Genomic DNA, 20,566 nt, shown 5'->3' on the forward strand with positions numbered 1-20,566 from the left:
CTCGCAGCTAAGGTGTCGAGGTGGCAGAGGGGTGTGCGACAGCGATGGGGGACATTTGATAATAAAAAACCCATTCCGAATAACTACTCTTACCGGCAAAGGTTTCGAACGGCTCGGTAAATCCGGCGGTCTTAATCGGCCGCCGGGCAGAAGCGCTACCTATCCCCATGATTTCGCCACCGGGCGCCATGACCAGCAACCAGTCTGTTCGTCCGGTAATTGGATCGGGGTAGATTTGGCGTAGATGACGAACGACGGTTGGAAAGCGCGGGTCTTTGAGCAAGGCCTGAAGTGACGAGGGGTATGGGTTGCTCCCGCGAGGCGTGGCTTCATAGTAGCTTTTCAGGGCTGCACGAAACTGCGCGCCCACAAATAGAAGCTCCGCCTCTGCGGACCGGCGCCGGGCGATCGAACCTAGCTCCGCCGCAGCCGCGGAGACAATTCCAAGGATCGCGACAAAAATCAGCAATCCGAGGTACGTAAATCCTTTCGGCGGCATACCCCGCCTGGTCCTAGTAGTCGGCATACCTTGTCCCATGCCTGTCGCTTCCCGGCGCGTTACTCTTAACGTCGTAGACCTTTCCTTGGTCGGGATCGTCAGGCGGCAGAATCTTCCACTCAGCCGTCGGCCCGGCCACGGGATCAATGGGGATCGCGCGCAGATACTTCTTGTCCACAAGTTCGGTGAGACTATCGGGGTAACGCCCGGCATCCGCGTAGAACTTGTCGATGGTCTCACGCATGATTCGCAGATTTTCGTGCAGCACCGTCTCCTTCGATGCTTCGATACCCTGAAAGTACCGCGGCACGGCAAGGGTTAGTAAGACGGCGATGATCGCCATTACAACGAGCAGTTCAATCAGCGTGAAGCCGTTGGTGCCATGGTGACGACGCCGTCTCGTCGGCCCGCAAGATGCACCTGGTTCGCTACCACCTACGATACGGGATGCCATTGAGTCCGATAGCTGGTGATTTCGAATAGACATCGTAGACATCTTCGCCTTCCTGCGGATCAGTCGCTTCGCTCGCATAGCTGCGTTTCCCCCATGTATCCGCGTCAGCGATGCTGGCGTCCGTGGAGAACGGGTCACGTGGAATGTGACGCAAGAAATAGATCTTCGATTTTTTGGGATCCCGGACATCCTCGACGCCATCGACGAGAACTTTGAGATCCTTTGGATAGCCGGTGCTGTCGGCCGCCTTCTCGATACGGCCGTGCTCCGCTGCGTCCTTGTATGCGTCGATCGCTGTGCGCATTTCCCGCAGATCAACGCGCAGCTCCTGCTCTTTCACGCGTTGGACGGATACCTGCGCGATCGGGATAGCGATGCAGGCCAACACTGCGAGTACTGCCAGCGTGACGAGAAGCTCGATCAGCGTAAAACCGTTCTGAGCGTTCCGCATGTAGCACCCTTCAGGGTACGACAACGATGGCTTGCGGTGCCGGCAGCGCAAGTGGAACCGTCGTCCCGTTCTGTCCGAGCGGGGTCATCGAAACAATCGCGAGCGAGGTGGGATTGGCCGAGCTGATCGGCTTGAACGTTGCGGTTAGAACGGCACCCTGACCGGTCGCTCCGGCGCCAGCCGCCTGACCGTCGCCAGTATATGTGTCGGTCACGTATATCTGCCCCGTAGCGGAATCCGCCCGAACCTGGAAACTGGTCGGTACGCCCCCTTGTTTCAGAAAGTCCCCCTCCACAACACTGGCCACCTCCAGCTTCTTCGGGTCGTAGCCTATCGCCAGCGGGATACCCGTGACCGGCAGACTCGAGTTCACAACCAGTTGCACGGTGAACGGCTCACCGACCTTGGCTTGCGCCGGTGCAAGCCAGGTCGCTTGAGCAGTGCCGTTGGTTGTGTCAGATCCGCCATTCGCCGAAGAACCGACTGACGGACCCGATGCGGAGGTTCCAGGCACGCCCGGGGATGGATTGATGGTGCTGCTGGCGCTTGCCGGTGTCGCCGCTACCGCTCCACCGCTCGGTGCCTCTTTCGAAACGGCAGGAAGGGCTGCAGGCGACGTGCTGGGCGCGACGAGGTTCCCACCGGCGTCGCTCCGCTCCAGGCTGCGTGAGTTCGACTCGGTACCGGAGTCGAATGCCAGCAGCCGTGCATCCGGGCTCGGTAGGCTGCGAATGAGATGAGGCGTTATCGAAAGGACGATCTCTGTCTTTTTCGAGTCGTTCTGATGGCTGGAAAAGAGTCTGCCCAGTATCGGTAGCTGGCCGAGTCCAGGGACCCTGTTCGCGCTTCGAGTATCGTCGTCATTGATCAGGCCGGCCAGGACCTGGTTTTCCCCATCCTTGAGTCGAAGCACCGTGGCTGCGGACCGGGTTCCGATCTGGTAAGCGATCGTGCCTTGCGAGGTCGTCAACTGATTGGCGATGTTGCTCACTTCGAGATTGATCTTGATTTCCACTTCGCCATCGGACGCTATGACTGGCGTGACTTCCAGTTTCAACCCCACGTCGAGATATTGCACGTTTGACGACACAAAGCCGGTCGCCGTCGATGTGGAGGTGATATTCGGGACCTTGTCGCCGATCAGGATCTTGGCAGTCTCGCGGCTACGCACGCGAATGCGGGGATTCGCGAGCAGATTTGCATCCGTCGTCGTCAGACTCGCGTTGACCGTAAGCGGCGTGATTGTCGCTCCAACCCCCGCCGTCGTCAGTCGACCCAGATCGGCCAGCGTCAACGTATTGTTCGATCCGTTGGTCAATGGCGTCAGCGTAAGCTGGTCGGGATACTTGATGCCGAGGCTTGACAGTCGGTCCCGGTCGACTTCCAGGATCTCGACCTCCAACATCACTTCCGGGTCCGGCAAATCCAGGAGTTGAACCAGCTTTTCCGCGATCGAAACGGCCTCCGGTGAGTCGCGCATGATGACCGTGCTTTCCTTCTTGTCGACGATGAGATCGCGAGTCTTCACGATCGTTTTGAGCGTATTGGCAACCTGTTCCGGATCGGCGTGAGCGAGGAAAAAGGTGCGCACAGTGAGCGACTTGTAGTCCTTGAGCTTGGCCGGCGTGTTTGGATAGATGAGCATCGTTTTCCTGTCGAGCGTGCGCTCTTCCAGCTGATTGGTCATCAACACGACATCGATGGCTTCCTTGACGGTTGTGCTAGTTAGGAAAACGGAAGTTTTCTGGTCTGTGCGGACATCCTTGTCGAAGACAAAATTGATGCCCGATGTGCGAGATAGAACCTCAAAAATCTGGCCAAGCGTGGCGTCCTTGAAATCGATTGACAGAACCCGCTTCAGTGCGGCCGCCATTTGAAGGTTAACAGGCGGGCGCTCAAGCTGCTCCTCCAGAGACTTCGACAGGGTCCTCGCCGGGCCATTGGCGGGGTCTTCGGCAAGAATCTTTCGGAGCAACGCTATTGCCGCATCGACGTCTTTCCTGGCTGCCATTGTTCGGGCCTGGTCTAACCAATTTGCGTGAAGTGCATCGGCATCGAGCTGCTGCAATCCCGACTTCGCACGGTCATTGTCCGGGTCAAGCTTCAAAACCTTCTGATAGTCGTCGCGGGCGATCGTCGGACTCCCTTTGCGTGTAGCGTCCTTAGCCGCCTCAAGCCACGTGACGATGGCTTGATCGCGCAGTTGCAGGTACGTCGCCCGCAATGCGGCATTGGTCGGCTCATGCTTGAGTTCGGCTCGCAACGTGGCGAGACTCTCGTCCACCTTGCCCGCATCGAATGACTTGTGCGCTTCGCGCAATGCCCGCTCGCTGCCGCACGCGGACAGTATCGCCACGAGAACAATGCTGAACAGGAGGGTTTTTGGTGACATAGCCCGCGCCGCTCGCTATTTGATAGTCAACTGTTGTGTCTCATTCAGAGGCACATAGAGAATCGTCACGGTCGGGGGTGCAATGTCCTCGATCCGGTACGTGTCACCAATGATGTCGTTGGCCTTGACGATCAGAACCTCGTTTTCTCGTGCCAGGAAGACGCGCCATTGATCTCCGTCGAGTTCCTTTCCCAGGTAAGTGAATGGCAGTGGCGGTGCAGATGGTTTCGCCGGAGCGGAGGGCGCCGGCGGAGGAGGCGCCCAGGACAGAACGCCAAATGGTGCGACGTCCGGCTTTTCGTTCGTGTGTGACGTCGGGAGCACGCGGTCCTGAAGCAGGAGAACGCCAGCAGGTGCGACGTCGACATGATCGGACGCGTTTGCAGTTGCCGAGTGAGCCTCTGCCGGACGCTGCGTGGGCGCCGGGCCCGGTGCGGCGTGGGTGGCCAATACCACTTCGCCAGGGCTCGAGCGATCCCCGAACACCGCAACGAGTGCGGAGGATATCAACCCGCCTGCCAATACCATGCGGCGCACTCTCATCTGACCGTCTCCGTGATGAGGCGCGTTCCCGTCGGCGACAGACTGGTTGGCGAGGGCCACGAGGGTTGCGAAGTGACAAAGAACGTCAGTCTGATCGTTGCCTCGACCTGCCCGCTGCTGACCTTGTCTCGATGGAACCTGATTGCGTCGAGTGAGGCAAACGGTAGTTCGACCAGTACCTGCTCGCAGAACCCCAGGATAGTCGAGTAACTGGACCTGATGGGTACGTCAATCTGATACGTCTTGTATTGCCCGGCCTTTTCGGTGGCGATTCGATAGTCCGCCTTCTCGAGTGTCACGCCTGACCGGCCAGCAAGATCGAAAAGTTTTCCAACCGAACTCTCCAGCTGATCTTCAGGGGCAAGCACCGAGTAGAAGTGATTGAGACGTTGTGTCACCTGCCTGGCACCGCCGATTGGCTTCACATCTGATCGCTGAGAAGTCCGCTCGAGTGCACGCAGCTGGTCCTTCTGCACATGCAGTTCCTGGTACAGCAAAGGCGTGACGATGCCGGCCAGCGAAAGACCCAGCATCAATGTTCCGCAGGCGACCCATTCCGCCGCGGTTAGCGTTGCGAGCCCGAGAATGATGTTGAGCGTCATCCGTTTCATCTCGTGTCCTTACCACGTCGCATCGAACCTGAATCGAATGGGCGCATTGGGATCAGCCGTGTTGATCTCATGGTGGGAGAGGGTCACGGTCTTGAAGAACTTCCCTTGCTTGAGCGCTTCAATGTACTGAATCATTGCTTCTGGCGTGGCTGCCTCGGCCATCCCCTTCAAGGTGAGCGTCGAGGCCTCTGGCTCGATTGCTAGCAACGCGACGTGCGGCGTAGACGCGCCCTGTAGCGCCCCGAAGAAATCTCCCCACGGTACATTCAGTCGGCCAATTGCCTGATTGACAGCGCGCAACTGCACTTCGGGAGGAAGCGCCGGCGGGCGATTTGCCGTCTCGCGCATCGCACGTGCAGCCGCCATCTGACTAGCCTGCGCGCGAAGCCGCGAGTTCGTCGTTTGAATTTCATCAATTCGATAGCCCGCCCAGAGGCACAGGCCGACACCGACCAGTCCCATCCAACGAACTGGTGTGCGCAGGCACAGCCGCTGTCGCCTTGTTGATGGCAGGAAATCGATGTTCAGGCTTCTCATGGCGATGGCCCTCCCAACGTTGCCGCCGGAGACTCAGGGTTCCCGACGGGGCGCGCATCGCCGTCTACCCATTCGAAATGAAAGCCTTCGATACCTGTCGCCTGCCACGTTGCAGGCATGTCTCCGCACAACAGCACACTCTCCGGGAGACGAGCTTTCTGTTGCAGGGCGACGCAGCGCAGGGCCGACGCGACCGTGTCGAGCTGCATTTCCCCACCTGGCTGTTGCCTCACTTTCCGCACGTGCGTGATCCGCTGATCCTGCACAAGTGCCACGGTCATGATTGAATCGTTCGATACGCCAAACCATGTATCGTGCTTGCGGAATCGCCGATGATGCCTGTTCCACTCGGCTATGAACCGCGAAACACAGCACTGGATGCGAATACGACGAGACGACAATGCCGAGCGAATTGCGTCCGTTAGTGCCAGCGGAACCGCGCACGCCATAAACGGTCTGGTCGCATGCCAGTCCGCTTGGAGATTCCATGTGGTTGGCGACTCACCGAAGAGCTCTTCGAATCGCCAGAGCGCGCACAGTCTGAGATCTCCCCGAGTGGACGCATTATTTGGCGGCACGACGATCCAGAATCGGGCATACGCGTCACTCACTACGATGTCCACATCAAGATTCGACCCGTGCCCCTCAGCAAGGCACGACGTGATCGCGTCTTCCACGGTCGCCAACCCGGTAACGGGATGTTTCCTGAACTGGGCGGCCGTACTCCTTACATCACGCGGGCAAAAAGCGACATGATCCCGAGCAATCTGGAGTTGAGCGGTTTCACGTGACCAGCGCCACACGTCGAACCTCTTCCAGTGTAGTAAGCCCGCGCTTGGCCCAATCCAGGCTTGTTTGGTGCAGTGTCTTTGTGCCCTGCCTGTATGCGGCCTCTTTGATTTGCCTGATGGGTGCCTTCTCGACAATCATCTCGCGGATCTCGTCATTCAGGATAAGGATCTCCGCAATCGCTCTGCGTCCACGGTACCCGGTGCCTCGGCAGTCTCCGCATCCTGCACCCGTTACAAATGTGAACTGTTCTCCGTCGTCGGGCCGAAGACCGGCCTTGCGCAGTTGCTCTGCTGTCGGGTGCGCTGTCTGGCTGCAACGCGTGCAAGTCAGGCGAACGAGTCGCTGGGCACAGATGCCATTCAGCGCCGATACAAAGGCATAGGGATCGATTCGCATGTGCGAGAATCGCCCAACGACGTCAAAAACGTTGTTGGCGTGCACAGTCGTCAGCACGAGGTGGCCAGTGAGTGCTGCCTGAACCGCGATCTCAGCCGTCTCCGAATCCCGGATCTCGCCAACCATGATCTTGTCCGGGTCGTGGCGCAGAATGGAGCGCAGGCCGCGCGCGAAGGACAGGCCCTTCTTGTCGTTCACCGGTATTTGCAAGACACCAGGCAACTGATATTCCACTGGATCTTCAATCGTGATGATCTTGTCGTGGCTGGTGTGCGTCTCCGCAATGACGGCATACAGGGTCGTCGTCTTGCCAGATCCGGTTGGACCGGTCACCAGCAACATGCCATGGGGCGCGTCGGCCAGCTGGCGCAGTGTTTGTAGCGACAGCTCGTCAAAGCCCAGCGCATGGAGGCTCAGACTGCCGTGGGCCTCGATCAGGGCGCGTTTGTCGAGGATCCGGATCACGGCATCCTCGCCGTGGACGCTTGGCATGATCGAGACGCGAAGGTCGATCTCCCGGCCCTGCGCGCTCACCCGGAACCTGCCGTCCTGCGGAATCCGGCGCTCACCGATATCCAGTTCAGCCAGCACCTTGAGCCTGGAGATTGCCTGTTCTGCCAGCTCGTCGCCACTGAACGATGCCGCCGGCACAAGGACACCGTCGATGCGGTATCTCACAGCGAGGCCGTTCATATGGCACTCGAAATGAACGTCAGAAGCACCAGCTTTTAGACCGTCGTAAAGCGTGGAATTGATGAGCTTGATGGCGGGGCTTGAACTGTCGGCAACGGCCGCAAATGAGAGCTCCGGCGTGGTTTTTCGGTCCCTTGTATCGCTGCCGGCGATAGCCAGGATGCCATCAACCGCGCGGGTGTTTTCCTCCTGTCTATCCAAGTAGGCGCGTATATCTTCGGTGACCGCCAGCCGAAACTGCAATGGTGCGTTGGCGTGCGCATCCAGCCACACCTGCAGGTCTGCATCAAACGGGTCCGCGACCACCCCCCAGAGTTCGCCAGCCGACGTCCGCAGCAGAATAGCGCCCCGCTGTAGCGCCTTGGCGAGAGGCAGCAGGTCAAACGCGGGCGTCGCCTCGTTCATGTGTGCTGTTTCAACCACTGGCCAGTCCAGATACGCGCCAAGCATGGCAACGATTTCCCGGCCACCCCTTCCCGTTGTCGTCGTTAGCGCACTGATCATGCTCCCGGAAGACCGGCTCGCGAGCTCACGGGCCGTCTCGATCAGTTCCCGGTCAAGTGCGGAGATCAGCGTAGATTCGTTCATTCCAGGCTCGAAGCCAGATCAAAGATTGGCATGTATAGGAGAATCACGATGGATCCGACGACCACTCCGATCACGGCCATCAACAGAGGCTCAAACGTGCGCGTGAACCGGTCCACGAACCGTGAAATGTCACCCTCGTAAAATTGCGCAGCCTGTCGAAGCATCTGCCCCATCTGGCCAGATTGCTCGCCTACACGCAGCATGCGTAGGGAGACGGCTGTCGTGAGGCGCTGCCCTTCGAGCGCTGCTGCAAGCCCATAGCCAGCTTCAACGTGCCTGCTAACCCCGTCAAACGCATGGCCCCAGTCGCGTGGAATCACCGCGCGTGCACTGCGGAGCGCCTCCATGATCGGCATGCCTCCTTCAAGCAGTACGCCGAGCGTCAGGTAAAGACGTGATAGCTGATACATACGAACATGCTCGCCGACGAGTGGCAACCGCAGTAGCAGTGTCCCTAGCCCGCCATTGGTCAGAAACGAACGCGCTGCTGCCGCCAGCGCAACCGTACCCGTAACCGCCCCAATGCCAAATGCGAAGCTATGACCCGCGATGAATTTCCCACCTTTGATCATCGCAAGGGAGAGCAGCGGAAGAGGGCGACCGGTGTCCTGATAGATGACCGCGAAGCGCGGTACAACATAGGCCATCAGGAAGACGGTCACCACGCCACCAACTGCACAGAGAATCAGCGGGTAAAGCGAAGCGCTCACGACCTTGTTACGCACTGTGTCAACCCGCTGCTGGTAGGCCACATAGCGCTCGAGGGCAACCGGCAGGTCACTCGTGCCTTCCGCCGACCGGACCAGACCGACGTATATCGGCGGAAAGACAGACGTGTGCTCCGCAAGTGCGGCGGAAAGCCGGTTTCCCTCGCGCAACCGCTGCAAGAGTCGTCCTATTAGAGCTTTGGTGCTTTGCACCGCCTCTTTTTCTTCAAGGGCTTCGAGGGCCTCCACGATCCCTAGGCCTGCGCTCAACAGCGCAAGCAACTCCTGAGTAAATAGCATGACGGGAAACCGAAACCGCCGCGTTGTCGCCCGTCCGACAATCGACGGACGGACATCAATAGCGCGAAGTGACTGCGCCTCAAGCTGACGCCTCGCCGCTTCCAGGTCGTTTGCTTCGACGCTCACCAGCACGATTCGGTGGTCAGCGCCAAGAACACGCGCATCGAAACGCATCGCTGGATCCTCACTTATGGAGTCACGGAATGGAAATTTCAGGGCTTTCGCCGGTTCCGCCTGGCACGCCACTCTTGCCGAGTGTCTTCACCTCGAACTCGCCTTTGGGTCCTGGAACCCTGTACTGGTAAGGTCGGCCCCACGGATCCGGGGGTATCTCCTTCTTCAGGTACGGGCCATTCCAATTTGCGACGTTGGCCGGCTCCACCATGAGGGCATTCAAGCCTTCCTCGGTCGTGGGATAGCGACCCACATCGAGGCGAAACGCGTCAAGCGCTTTCTCAAACGACGCGAGCTGCGCTTTCGCGAGCGTCGTTTGAGACTTGTTCACCTGCGAAAAGTATCTGGGTCCGACGTACGATGCGAGTAGGCCGATGATGACGATGACCACGAGCAGCTCAAGCAGCGTAAATCCTTTTGCGCGTGCCGACGGTCCGGAAGGTTCATGTCCCGCGGTCTCGTTCCCAACTGAGTCTCTGACGAACTTCATCGGATACCCTCCCGTTCCGTGTTCATCGCCCGGTAAGCTTCGTAGCGTGCCAATACCTTGGGAACATAGAGCATCGTTTCCCGATACGGTGGAATGAGTCCATGGTGGTCGATGACCGTGTGCTCACCCGCGTTGTACGCGGCCAGGGCCAGCACGACGTTGCCGTGATAGGTGTCGAGCAGTGTCTTTAAATGACGGACGCCAGCCTCAATATTCTGGTAACCATCAAACGCGTCTCTCACGCCATAGCGCGTGGCCGTTTGTGGCATTAGCTGCATCAACCCGACGGCTCCTTGGCCAGAGCGTGCACGGGGATTGAAATTTGACTCCACGTCGATGACAGCCCGCACCAACGCAGGGTCAACTCCGCGCCGGTTGGCGACGTCCCTGACAACGGCGTTCCAGTGCGAAGCGAGGGATTTCCCTATTGCCGTAGTCGGCGAGTGGAGTCGGTCAACGGACGTTGATTCGATTAGCTGCGAGGCCTTGTTGCGAGGCACATTACTATATAAGGGTGTCCCGTCTTCTTGTCGTGTCAGGAATATGTCGATTGGCGCAGGGGATGCAGCTTGCCCCAGCAAGGTGATTGCGATGAAAAGCAAAAACGACAAACACCGAGATCTATCGCCCTTCATCTCATTGTTCCCCGAAAGTGGACACCGTTATGTGACGATTCAACAACGTATGGTGTCCTACCCAATGTCGGTCTGTCGGTCGACCGTGCACGGCAGTATAGTAATCGCCGATCTAACCTGCCAATCCGTTGAACTACTATCCCGAGCCCAGATCGCACACCCTTGTCTCATCGGATGCAGCAATCATGCGTGCGGTCAATGTTGGTATGTCAGCGTCGCCCTGCGGCTTGTCAGGCTTTCCAGAAAAGAAACCAGATCGTCCTTTTCCTGGGGAGTGAGAATCAAGGGACTACCGCTTTGCGCCGTGCGGTAGTACACCTCCTGTTCAACGGCTTCTCTGAGTGTCGCGACGCTCCCTTCATGCATATAGGGTGCCGTCAGCGCGACGTTACGAAGACTTGGCGTGCGAAATTTTCCGATGTCGCGGGGATCGAGCGTGATGACAAACCGTCCCAGCTCCGCGACATCGTTGCTGCCAAGAACGATTGTCGCAATCGAATCGCCCCGGTTCCTCGAGGCGAGAACCTGATGTGTCAATTCCGTAAGTCGGCTTTCGATCTGCGACATGCCGACGTGAAGAGTATGGAATTGCCCGTCGGTGAACGCAGCACCCTGCGGGCCGATGGTGTGGCAGGTCGAGCACTGTGCCCGCCCTGTAAAGAGCAGGAGCCCTCGCACGGCATCCGGAGAAAGCGCCGCTTTGTCGGCGCCGTAGTAGTAGCGGTCGAACGCCGAGTCGCCTGCGGCGAGGCTGCGTTCGAAGCTCGCGATCGCCCGTGCGACATGCTGTGCGCCGATATTTCGCGACGAAACGCCAAATGCTGTCTTGAAATCGCGGACGTACGCCGTATCGCCTCGAATTGATCTCAACAGTGCGTCGATGTTTTTGAGACCCTGCTCAACAGGGTTTACGAAGGGTTCCAGCGCCTGATCCTCCAGTGAGGATTTACGACCATCCCAGAACTGTGTTTCGACCAGCGCGGCATTGAGCAGGCTCGGCGCATTGCGGGTTCCAGTGAGACCACCCACGCCGCGTGATTTCGACAATCCGTCCGTGAAGGCGCGTTCGGGTTGGTGACAGCTCGCGCAACTCACAGTTCCGTCAGCGCTGAAGCGCTTATCGAAGAAGAGCTTTCGCCCCAGCAGTATCGCCTTTGGGTCGTTGGTTGCGCACGCAGCGCGTGTTGAAAGTGGAAGACCGAGCCGATCGTTGGTCACCTGGCCGGGCGCCACGATGGGGAGGGCTGCGGCGATGGCCACGGCGACGCAATGTACGGTGCGCGCTCGCACTCGATTCTGGGCCGATAGACGGCGGATGATGTTCGCGTCGACTCGCTTCATCGCCACGTCACCCGAAGTAAAAAGTGTGGTTATGAAGAAGCTAGCACACGTTAAAAATCGTACAAGGCCACATTGGTTCGCAAACGTTTGCTGATTTGAATTGTGCCAAAAGAGTGCAAGCTATTGATCCATCAATACGCACGGCACTTAAATACTTTCTCTCGTTTTATGACATTTGCCTTGCAATAACGATTAATCGATGATGGCGTTATTGATTGTCAGAACTTCGTGTGCTAGAACAAATGTCATTGCTTCAGGTGACTGAAACATATAAGAAGTAGACCTAAATAGAAGGATAAGATTTCTCGGGGGTTCAAGTGTTCATTCTTCTCAGCAAGGACTTGGGCGCGCCTGCGCTCTTCCTCGTCAAGCCCAGGTCGGGCGGCGCCTTCAACGCAATGCTTTCATCCTGCGCTGTCTGTCCATCTCCGTAGACACGATCCACCCGATCGATCTCCTGGCTTTTTGTTTGCTGTTCGGTGAGTCCACATACGGGGTGGCGGCGATGCTGCGTCGATCTTTGCGTGTTCTTCGCGCTGTATGGGCCATGTTGCCGCTTACATTCTTTGCGGCGGTCACGCTCTGCTGGGCGGGCACGTACAACTTGTCCTACGACGAGCTTGGACGGCTAACTGGCGTAGTGGATAGCTCGGGTAACGCCGCGACTTACAATTACGACGCAACTGGCAACATCGTCTCGATTGCCCGCGGCAACGCGGCAGTGTCGATAGTCGGCTTCACGCCGAGTTCTGGCGCTGTCGGCACGAACGTAACGATTTCGGGTTATGGGTTCTCGACGACGGCCAGTCAAAACGCAGTCAGCTTCAATGGCGTCGCGGCCACCGTCACTTCTGCGTCCACCACGCAACTGGTCGCGCAAGTTCCCGCCGGAGCCACCACGGGGCAGATCTCCATCACCACGCCGAGCGGTAGCGCGTCGAGCGCGTCAGCGTTTACGGTGACGAGCGCCTTGGCGCCTACGATCAGCGGATTTTCGCCGTTAATAGGCAATCGCGGCACCTCGGTGACCGTGACGGGCACTAATTTTCGAACCACTACGAGCGAAGATCGTCTCTCATTCAATACGGATCCAGCATTTGTAAGTTCCGCTAGCACAACATCTTTAACAGGCACGGTATCAACGTTGGCCACGTCGGGCCGAGTTGCCCTGACGACACCGTACGGTCAAGCGACAAGCACGCAGGACTTCTTCGTTGCACCGAGCCCCTATCTGGCGTCTGCGGTCGCTGTGACCGGGCGTATGCTGATCGGAGCCAGCCAAACTGTCACGCTTCCCGCCACCGGGACGATCGGGCTGATATTGTTCGACGGCACCGCAGGGCAAGGGGTGAGCCTGCTCGTAAGCAGCTCGACCTTTGGGCAGTGTGGCAACGGGGTGCTACAAATCCTGACACCCAACGGATCGGTGCTGGGCGGAACGGCACTGTGCAGCGGCAATTTTTCCGGCCACGAGTTCACACTGCCGGTCACTGGAACGTACACGATTTTGGTCGCGCCCAACTCAGCAACCGGTAGCGCGACTTTCACTCTCAACAATGTGCCGCCCGATCCAACGGCGACGATCACCCCGGGAGGCTCACCGGTAACGCTCACGTCCACCACGCCTGGGCAGGACTTGATTTTGACCTTTAGCGGCACGGCTGCGCAGCGTGTGTCGCTCACCATTAGTGAGAACACGTCGCTCGCGAGCACCTGGGACACCATCACGATCGTCAACCCGGACGGCTCCAAGCTGGTGAACGGCGCTCGCTTTTCGGGCAGTTACTATAGCGACGCGCTAACACTGCCAGCCACCGGCACCTACACGATCAAGTTGGCCCCGGACAGCACCGCCACAGGTGCTGCCACCTTTACGCTTTACAACGTGCCGCCTGATCCGACGGGGACGATCACTCCGGGCGGTTCGCCGGTTACCCTCACAACGACCACGCCCGGGCAGGACTTGAGCCTGACGTTTAGCGGCACGGCCGCACAACGAGTGTCGCTCACCACCAGTGAGAACACATCGCTCGCGAGCACCTGCGGCACCATCACGATCGTCAACCCGGACGGCTCCTCGCTGACTAGCTCACGCATGTGTAGCACTTACTATAGCGACGCGCTCACACTGCCAGCCACCGGCACCTACACGATCAAGTTGGACCCGGACAACACGGCCACCGGCAGCGCAACCTTTACGCTCTACAACGTGCCGCCTGATCCAACGGCCACGATCACCGCCGGCGGCCCGGCGGTCACACTCACTACCACCACGCCCGGGCAGGACTTGATCCCGACATTTAGCGGCACGGCTGGGCAGCGTGTGACGGTCACCATCAGTGAGAACGCGTCCCTCTCGAGCACCTGCGGCACCATCACGATCATCAACCCGGACGGCTCATCGCTGACTAGCTCGCGCATGTGTAGCACTTACTATAGCGACGCGCTCACATTGCCATCCACCGGCACCTACACGATCAAGCTGGACCCGGACAGTACCGTCACGGGCAGCGCCACCTTTACGCTCGCCAATGTGCCGCCTGATCCGACGGGGACGATCAGCCCGGGCGGCTCGGCGGTCACACTCACCAACACCACGCCCGGGCAGGACTTGAGCCTGACCTTTAGCGGCACGGCGGCGCAGCGTGTGTCGCTCACCATCAGTGAGAACGCGTCACTGTCGAGCACCTGCGGCACCGTCACGATCGTCAACCCCAACGGTACCTCGCTGACTAGCTCACGCATGTGTAGCACTTACTATAGCGACGCACTCACGCTGCCAGCCACCGGCACCTACACGATCAAGCTGGACCCGGACAACACCGCCACCGGCAGCGCCACCTTTACGCTCTATAACGTGCCGTCTGATCCGACGGCCACTCTTACCCAGGACGGCTCGGCGGTCACACTCACTACCACCACGCCCGGACAGGACTTGATCCCGACCTTTAGTGGCACGGCCGCGCAGCGTGTGACGGTCACCATCAGTGAGAACGCTTCGCTCGCGAGCACCTGCGGCACCGTCACGATCATCAACCCGGACGGTTCCTCGCTGACTAGCTCGCGCATGTGTAGCACTTACTATAGCGATGCGCTCACGCTGCCAGCAACCGGCACCTATACGGTCAAGCTGGACCCGGACAGTACCGTCACGGGCAGCGCCACCTTTACGCTCGGCAATGTGCCGCCTGACCCGACCGGGACGATCACCCCGGGCGGCTCGGCGGTCACACTCACCACCACCACGCCTGGGCAGGACTTGAGCCTGACCTTTAGCGGCACGGCCGCGCAGCGTGTGTCGCTCACCATCAGTGAGAACACGTCGCTCGCGAGCACCTGCGGCACCGTCACGATCGTCAACCCCAACGGCTCCTCGCTGAATAGCTCTCGCTTGTGCGGAAGTTACTCAAGCGGAACGCTCACGCTGCCAACCACTGGCACTTACACGATCAAGCTGGATCCGGACAGCACCGTAACCGGCAGCGCCACCTTCACGCTGACCAGCCAATGAAGGAACCGCGATGCTCGCCAGAAAATTCATCGGGTTACACGGCAAGGAGTGCGCCATGAACGTCTCGCCTCTTTTCCTTCGATGGCTGATCAGCCTGCTGTTGCTGCTGAGCTTGACCATTGGTCACTCATTTGCGGGAGCGCTGCCCACGGTACCGGGACAAAGCGCGACGCTTCTGCCGGACGGGCGCTGGGTGCTGGTGGGTGGCGAGGGCGCCGCTGCGGCGACGGTGTCGATCTTCAACCCGACAACTCAGCAGATCATAAAGTTGCCGACCGGTTTGGCTGCGCCGCGCGCGTACCACAGCGCGACGCTTTTACCGGATGGGCGCGTGCTTGTCTTGGGTGGTGCCGGAACGGACGGAACGATCCTAAATAGTGCAGAGCAGTTTGATCCGGCCGGCCAGTCATTCACCTCCCTGGGCGATGTGGGCCTGCTTGCACGCGCCCACCATACCGCCACCGTCCTCATGGATGGTACGGTGCTCGTGGCCGGTGGTGTCTCCGGGGCGGGGACGCCGCTACCGCAGGCTGAGCTCTGGGATCCTGCCACCCGCCAGGCCCGGCCATTCAGTGCGCAGCTAGTTGTCCCGCGCGCGGACCATACCGCGCTGGTGTTGCCGACCGAGCCCGTGTTGCTTTCGGGAGGACGCGATGGCGCGGGCAAGCCCGTGTCCACCCCTGAAATCTACTCCCCGCAACAGCAGAACTTTACCGCGGTCGATGCTGCCAGCAACAATGTACTGGCGGCACCCGCAGCTGCGGACGCGCCTGCCGTAATGGGTTCCTTGCCGACGCCGGGCACGGCTAGCGTTGCCGTCAATGCATCCATCGCCATACGCTTTTCCACGCCGTTATCCGTCGTTAGCCTCAATCCACGCACAGTGACGCTCCTGGGGCCGACCGACGCTGTCGCTGTGCACGTGGTGCCGGCCGAGGGCGGGCGGATGCTGTTCGTAACGCCGGCAACGGATCTTCGGCCCGGGGCAAATTACACGCTCTTCATCAGTGGCGCCGTCGATGCGACGAACAGGCCGCTCCCGTTTACCTCAATTGGCTTTACTACACGTACGCTAAGCGGGGCGTCCTCATCCGCGAGCACATCGTCCGGCAGCACGGTTGCGGTAGCCACGAGCCCAGTCAGTGCCGCCGCACCTACCGCGGCATCAACTCCGAAGGCACCCGCGCAGTCTAAGTCGCCCGCAGCCCTGGCCGGCATGGCGGAGCCCACTATCTGGATTCCAAATGGCCCGCATTTGGCCGGGGACTGGCGGCTCAAATTCCCCGCGGCACCCTTGCAGCAATTGCCGGCCTTGATGGCAACACCGGGGGTGACCGCGCTGTCCGGGCAGGTATTGTTCATGAACGGCACCGCGGCGGCCAACGTGACCATGAAGCTCGGAAGTCAGAGTACGCTAACGGATGCGACTGGACGCTTTCTGCTGGCCGGGGTGAGCGCTGGGACCCAAACACTGGTGATAGATGGACGAAGTGCGAATCGGCCCGGAAAGACATTGGGCTACTTCGAGGCATTAGTTACCGTCGACGCAGGGAAGACCACGGTCTTGCCGTACACGAGCTGGATGCCGCTAATCGACACTCAGCATGCAGTGAAATTTGACTCGCCGACCACCGACGAGGTGGTCATTACCACGCCGTACATCCCCGGCCTGGAAGTCCACCTCCCGAAGGGCTCAGTGCTGCGTGATCGCGCGGGGCATGTGATCAATGAACTATCGATCACTCCGGTACCTGTGGACAGACCACCATTCCCGCTTCCGACGCGCTACGTCCCGGTCTACTTCACCCTGCAGCCCGGCGGGGCGCATGTCGAAGGGGTCGATGCCGCGAGCGCGCAGGGCGCCCGCGTGATTTACCCGAATTACCATCATGGCGCACCCGGAAGCAGTCTGGACTTCTGGAACTACGACCCGACCGTCAAGGGCTGGTACGTGTACGGTGAGGGCAAGATTAGCGCCAATGGCCAGCAAATCGTCCCAGACCCGGGTGTCGCCATCTACGAGCTCACCGGGGCGATGGTCTCGTTATCTACCAACGCACCGGCAAATGGCCCGCCACCGGGCGGTTGCCCGATGGCGGGCGGCTCGCCCGGATCGGGTGGCGTACCAGGAACTGCCGCACCGCAAGGGCCGCCCCCTGGTCCAGGCGAAGACTGCTCGCAAAATGTCCCACCACCGCAGCCCGGCCACCCTGCCGGTCCCTCAGGTTCCAGTAAATCGGGCGGGAAAGCGGGTTGCGTGTCGCAGGGAGGCGACCCTGTGGATTGCGCGACGGGTCTCTTCGTGCTCTCGCGCACCGATTTGACGATCACAGGCACGACACCGTTGGCTTTGACACGGGTGTATCGTCAGAGTGACAGCACGTCGCGCGCGTTCGGGATCGGCGCCACCGACCGGTACGATATTTTCACGATTGGCGACATAAACCCGTACACCTACCAGGACCTGATCCTGCCGGACGGTGGCCGAATTCACTTCGTACGGACCTCGTCCGGGACGAGTTGGGCCGATGCGGTCTACACGCACACTGCGACTCCGAGCGCGTACTACGGCGCGACCATCAGCTGGTTGAACAACGGTTGGGTGCTGAAGATGCGCGACGGACGAACGATGTACTTTGCCGAATGCGCGTGGTGTTCGAACAGCCGGATGGCCGCGCTTCGCACGTTCGCGGATCGGTTGGGTAACCAGCTGACGCTGACGCGTGACTCCTACGGGAACCTGACACAAATTAGTAATCCGGACGGACGATTCATCAACCTGACCTATGACAGTACCAACCGTGTAACGCAGGCGCAGGACAATATCGGTCGAACCGTCACCTATCAGTACGATGCGAGCGGACGTCTTGCGCAGGTAACAAACCCGGACGGCGGTGCGGAGCACTACGCGTACGACGCTTCCAACAACATGCTCACGGTCACGAGGCCTGGCGGCCAGGTGATGGTGACAAACCAGTACGACTCCAACAACCGGGTCACGAAGCAGACACTCGCGGATGGCGGGGTGTACCAGTTTGCCTACACACTTGATAGCAACGGTAACGTGACGCAAACCGCCATTACCGATCCGAAAGGCGCCGTGCGTCAGATCGCCTTCAACGCGAGCGGTTATCCGACCAGCACGACCTGGGCAGTGGGCAAGCCGGAAGCGCAGACGTTCACCTACAGCCGAGGCACCGGCACTAACCTGTTGCTTTCCTCGACCGACGCGCTGTCGCGCACCACCAGCTATACGTACGACTCCGTGGGCAACCTCGCGAGCGTGACGGCGCTGTCGGGAACTTCGCAGGCGACTACTACCAGCTTTACATATGAACCCGTGTATAGCCGCCTGAGCACTTATACGGACGGGCTTGGGCATACCACGACATACCATTACGACAGTTCCGGCAACCGCATCGAAATGGATGACCCGCTGGGCGATGCCACGCATTTCACCTACAACAGCCTGGGCCAGATGACCGGGATCACCGACCCACTGGGCAATATCACATCGCTCAGCTATCAGGGTGGAGATCTCGCCGCGATCACCGATCCACTCGGCCGGACCGTTACCCGCTACACGGATGGGATCGGGCGGCTCCTGTCGGTGTCGGACCCATTGGGCAATCTCACCACTTTCGACTATAACGGGCGCGATTTGCCGACTCGCATGACGGACGCGCGCGGCGGCGTCACGAGCCTGGCGTACGATGCCAACGGCAATCTGACAAGCCTCACCGACGCGCGAGGCGGAATCACGAGCTTCGCCTACGATGCCAAGGATCGGCGCGTCAGCCGCACCGATCCGCTGCAGGCGGTCGAGAGCTATGCTTACGACGGCAACGACAATCTCACGCAGCACACCGATCGCAAGGGCAAAGTCGCGACGTTCAGCTACGACGGGCTCAACCGCGGTGTATCGGCCGCATATGGCCAGACGATCAACGGTGGTAGCCTCTCGTCGCCCGATGCAACCGCAAGTGTCACTTTTGACGCAGGGGACCGGCCGACCCAAATCGTCGATTCCCAAGGCGGTACCATCAATAGGACCTACGACGGCCTCGATCGCCTCACCGCCGAGACCACACCGCAGGGTAGCGTCGCGTATACGTACGATGCCGTGAGCAGGCGCACCACCTTCCAAGTGGCAGGTCAGACCGCAGTCGCCTATGCCTATGACAACGCGGATCGCCTCACCGGCATCACGCAGGGCAGCGCGCAGGTAGGGGTCACCTACGATGCTGCGGGCCGCCGGTCAACCCTCACGCTGCCCAACGCGATCGTTGCCACCTACACCTACGATACGGCGGGCCAGTTGACCGGGATCACCTATGCGAATGGCAGCACCACTGTCGGCAACCTGATCTATGCATACGACAACGCGGGACGGCGCACACAGATCGGCGGCACGCTCGCCAGCCTGAGCCTGCCGGCGGCGCTGGCGAGTGCGACCTATGACGTGGATAACCGGCTGACCAACTGGTCCGGTACTACGCTGACCTATGACGCGAACGGCAATCTTACTGGTGACGGCAGCCTCACGTATGGGTGGGACTCGCGCGGCCGGCTCGTCTCGCTGGCCGGGACGGCGACCGCGAGCTTTGCCTACGACACACTGGGGCGGCGAAGCGGCAAGACGGTGAACGGCACCGTGACGAATCTCCTCTACGATGGGGCAAACGTGGTGCAGGAACTGGCGAGCGGCACGCCCACCGCGAATCTGATGACGGGGCTGGAGATCGACAAGGTGTACAGCCGTACCGACAGCCTCGGGACGAGAAGCTTCGTCACGGACGCGCTGGGCAGCACGGTCGCGCTCACGGACGCCAGTGGCGCAATCAAGACGAGCTACGCGTATGAGCCGTATGGCAATACATCCACGACCGGCGAAGCCAGCACCAACGCTACCCAATATACAGGGCGGGAAAACGATGGCACTGGCCTGTACTACTATCGGGCCCGGTATTTCCAGCCGCGTTTCGGTCGGTTCGTAAGTGAAGACCCGGTTGGATTGAATGGAGGGGGCAACCTATATTTATACGTGGGAGCGAGTCCGCTTGCATATATCGACTCGTTCGGCCTGTTGAGGGTGCCCGACTACTTCGGATTGTCGCTTCCGGTACTCGGACCGATTGGCATAACATTCACCGTCGATCGAGCAGGTGGCGTCTATGCCGGCCCTGGCGTTGGCGTTGGCTTGGGCGGCACTGTAGGGTTTGGAGTCGGGTGGACTCCTGATCCATGCCCTCCAAATGCACAACAGTTGCGGAATTTTCTGAGTGGATTCGGGGCAAACGCCGGGGTCGGTGTTGGGGTGAATTGGTCCGATCCAACAGGTCCAGGAAACGAAGGCCCGAATCGTCTCGGAGGGACTCTGCAAACGCCTGGGGCGAGTGCCGGTTACAACTGGTACCTTGGAAACCTCAGAGGTTCTGTTGAATAGAGGTGG

At 59.9% G+C, this 20,566-nt stretch carries 15 protein-coding genes; 2 read left to right on the plus strand and 13 right to left on the minus strand.

All coding sequences use genetic code 11. From position 1 onward, the window contains the following. Window positions 1–7: 7 nt before the first annotated feature. From G3N94_RS18920 to G3N94_RS18980, 13 genes are all read right to left on the minus strand, one after another. Window positions 8–499 carry a type II secretion system protein gene (locus G3N94_RS18920; protein ID WP_205794106.1) on the minus strand — a complete coding sequence of 164 codons (492 nt, stop codon included), beginning with the start codon at window positions 497–499 and terminating at the stop codon, window positions 8–10. A gap of 13 nt (window positions 500–512) precedes the next feature. After that, window positions 513–953: a type II secretion system protein gene (locus G3N94_RS18925; protein ID WP_205794107.1), complete on the minus strand. Its 441-nt coding sequence runs from the start codon at window positions 951–953 to the stop codon at window positions 513–515. Further along, entirely contained in the window at window positions 928–1,404 is a 477-nt protein-coding gene (locus G3N94_RS18930) for a type II secretion system protein (RefSeq protein WP_205794108.1), read from the minus strand. The genes G3N94_RS18925 and G3N94_RS18930 overlap by 26 nt, the downstream gene beginning before the upstream one ends. Window positions 1,405–1,414: 10 nt before the next feature. Further along, a complete protein-coding gene (locus tag G3N94_RS18935) occupies window positions 1,415–3,796 on the minus strand; it encodes a secretin N-terminal domain-containing protein (RefSeq protein WP_205794109.1) in 2,382 nt (793 codons plus the stop codon). A gap of 15 nt (window positions 3,797–3,811) precedes the next feature. Further along, window positions 3,812–4,339, minus strand: a complete 528-nt coding sequence (locus tag G3N94_RS18940; protein ID WP_205794110.1) for a hypothetical protein — start codon at window positions 4,337–4,339, stop codon at window positions 3,812–3,814. Continuing rightward, window positions 4,336–4,941, minus strand: a complete 606-nt coding sequence (locus G3N94_RS18945; RefSeq protein WP_205794111.1) for a hypothetical protein — start codon at window positions 4,939–4,941, stop codon at window positions 4,336–4,338. Before G3N94_RS18945 ends, G3N94_RS18940 begins: the two co-directional genes overlap by 4 nt. A gap of 18 nt (window positions 4,942–4,959) precedes the next feature. Continuing rightward, window positions 4,960–5,487: a hypothetical protein gene (locus G3N94_RS18950; protein ID WP_205794112.1), complete on the minus strand. Its 528-nt coding sequence runs from the start codon at window positions 5,485–5,487 to the stop codon at window positions 4,960–4,962. After that, window positions 5,484–6,164: a hypothetical protein gene (locus G3N94_RS18955; RefSeq protein WP_205794113.1), complete on the minus strand. Its 681-nt coding sequence runs from the start codon at window positions 6,162–6,164 to the stop codon at window positions 5,484–5,486. The genes G3N94_RS18950 and G3N94_RS18955 overlap by 4 nt, the downstream gene beginning before the upstream one ends. 106 nt (window positions 6,165–6,270) lie before the next feature. Beyond that, on the minus strand, window positions 6,271–7,956 hold the full coding sequence (locus tag G3N94_RS18960; protein WP_205794114.1) for a GspE/PulE family protein: 1,686 nt from the start codon (window positions 7,954–7,956) through the stop codon (window positions 6,271–6,273). Next, window positions 7,953–9,137 carry a type II secretion system F family protein gene (locus G3N94_RS18965; protein ID WP_205794115.1) on the minus strand — a complete coding sequence of 395 codons (1,185 nt, stop codon included), beginning with the start codon at window positions 9,135–9,137 and terminating at the stop codon, window positions 7,953–7,955. The genes G3N94_RS18960 and G3N94_RS18965 overlap by 4 nt, the downstream gene beginning before the upstream one ends. A gap of 22 nt (window positions 9,138–9,159) precedes the next feature. Further along, the gene (gene gspG / locus G3N94_RS18970) at window positions 9,160–9,627 is read right to left on the minus strand and encodes a type II secretion system major pseudopilin GspG (RefSeq protein WP_205794116.1); all 468 of its coding nucleotides are present in this window, start codon (window positions 9,625–9,627) and stop codon (window positions 9,160–9,162) included. Next, window positions 9,624–10,262 (minus strand): lytic transglycosylase domain-containing protein, encoded by a 639-nt coding sequence (locus G3N94_RS18975; RefSeq protein WP_205794117.1) that lies wholly within the window; start codon window positions 10,260–10,262, stop codon window positions 9,624–9,626. The genes gspG and G3N94_RS18975 overlap by 4 nt, the downstream gene beginning before the upstream one ends. A gap of 195 nt (window positions 10,263–10,457) precedes the next feature. Beyond that, window positions 10,458–11,603 (minus strand): cytochrome c peroxidase, encoded by a 1,146-nt coding sequence (locus G3N94_RS18980; RefSeq protein WP_205794118.1) that lies wholly within the window; start codon window positions 11,601–11,603, stop codon window positions 10,458–10,460. A 547-nt stretch (window positions 11,604–12,150) separates the two neighbouring features. Between G3N94_RS18980 and G3N94_RS18985 the strand changes: the two genes are divergently transcribed. Both G3N94_RS18985 and G3N94_RS18990 read left to right on the plus strand, forming a co-directional pair. Then, window positions 12,151–15,114, plus strand: coding sequence for an IPT/TIG domain-containing protein (locus tag G3N94_RS18985; RefSeq protein ID WP_241021941.1), 2,964 nt, complete (start codon window positions 12,151–12,153; stop codon window positions 15,112–15,114). Between the two features lie 10 nt (window positions 15,115–15,124). Beyond that, entirely contained in the window at window positions 15,125–20,560 is a 5,436-nt protein-coding gene (locus G3N94_RS18990) for an RHS repeat-associated core domain-containing protein (RefSeq protein ID WP_205794119.1), read from the plus strand. Window positions 20,561–20,566: the final 6 nt, after the last annotated feature.

It is taken from the genome of Burkholderia sp. Ac-20353, from assembly GCF_017104785.1.
Lineage (GTDB): Bacteria > Pseudomonadota > Gammaproteobacteria > Burkholderiales > Burkholderiaceae > Burkholderia.

Coding starts and splice junctions, on each gene's coding strand:
- G3N94_RS18925 (WP_205794107.1), bottom strand. CDS start 953: ATGGCATCCCGTATCGTAGGTGGTAGCGAACCAGGTGCATCTTGCGGG.
- G3N94_RS18940 (WP_205794110.1), bottom strand. CDS start 4,339: ATGAGAGTGCGCCGCATGGTATTGGCAGGCGGGTTGATATCCTCCGCA.
- G3N94_RS18965 (WP_205794115.1), bottom strand. CDS start 9,137: ATGCGTTTCGATGCGCGTGTTCTTGGCGCTGACCACCGAATCGTGCTG.
- G3N94_RS18975 (WP_205794117.1), bottom strand. CDS start 10,262: ATGAAGGGCGATAGATCTCGGTGTTTGTCGTTTTTGCTTTTCATCGCA.
- G3N94_RS18945 (WP_205794111.1), bottom strand. CDS start 4,941: ATGACGCTCAACATCATTCTCGGGCTCGCAACGCTAACCGCGGCGGAA.
- G3N94_RS18990 (WP_205794119.1), top strand. CDS start 15,125: ATGCTCGCCAGAAAATTCATCGGGTTACACGGCAAGGAGTGCGCCATG.
- G3N94_RS18960 (WP_205794114.1), bottom strand. CDS start 7,956: ATGAACGAATCTACGCTGATCTCCGCACTTGACCGGGAACTGATCGAG.
- G3N94_RS18980 (WP_205794118.1), bottom strand. CDS start 11,603: ATGAAGCGAGTCGACGCGAACATCATCCGCCGTCTATCGGCCCAGAAT.
- gspG (WP_205794116.1), bottom strand. CDS start 9,627: ATGAAGTTCGTCAGAGACTCAGTTGGGAACGAGACCGCGGGACATGAA.
- G3N94_RS18935 (WP_205794109.1), bottom strand. CDS start 3,796: ATGTCACCAAAAACCCTCCTGTTCAGCATTGTTCTCGTGGCGATACTG.
- G3N94_RS18950 (WP_205794112.1), bottom strand. CDS start 5,487: ATGAGAAGCCTGAACATCGATTTCCTGCCATCAACAAGGCGACAGCGG.
- G3N94_RS18930 (WP_205794108.1), bottom strand. CDS start 1,404: ATGCGGAACGCTCAGAACGGTTTTACGCTGATCGAGCTTCTCGTCACG.
- G3N94_RS18920 (WP_205794106.1), bottom strand. CDS start 499: ATGCCGCCGAAAGGATTTACGTACCTCGGATTGCTGATTTTTGTCGCG.
- G3N94_RS18985 (WP_241021941.1), top strand. CDS start 12,151: ATGTTGCCGCTTACATTCTTTGCGGCGGTCACGCTCTGCTGGGCGGGC.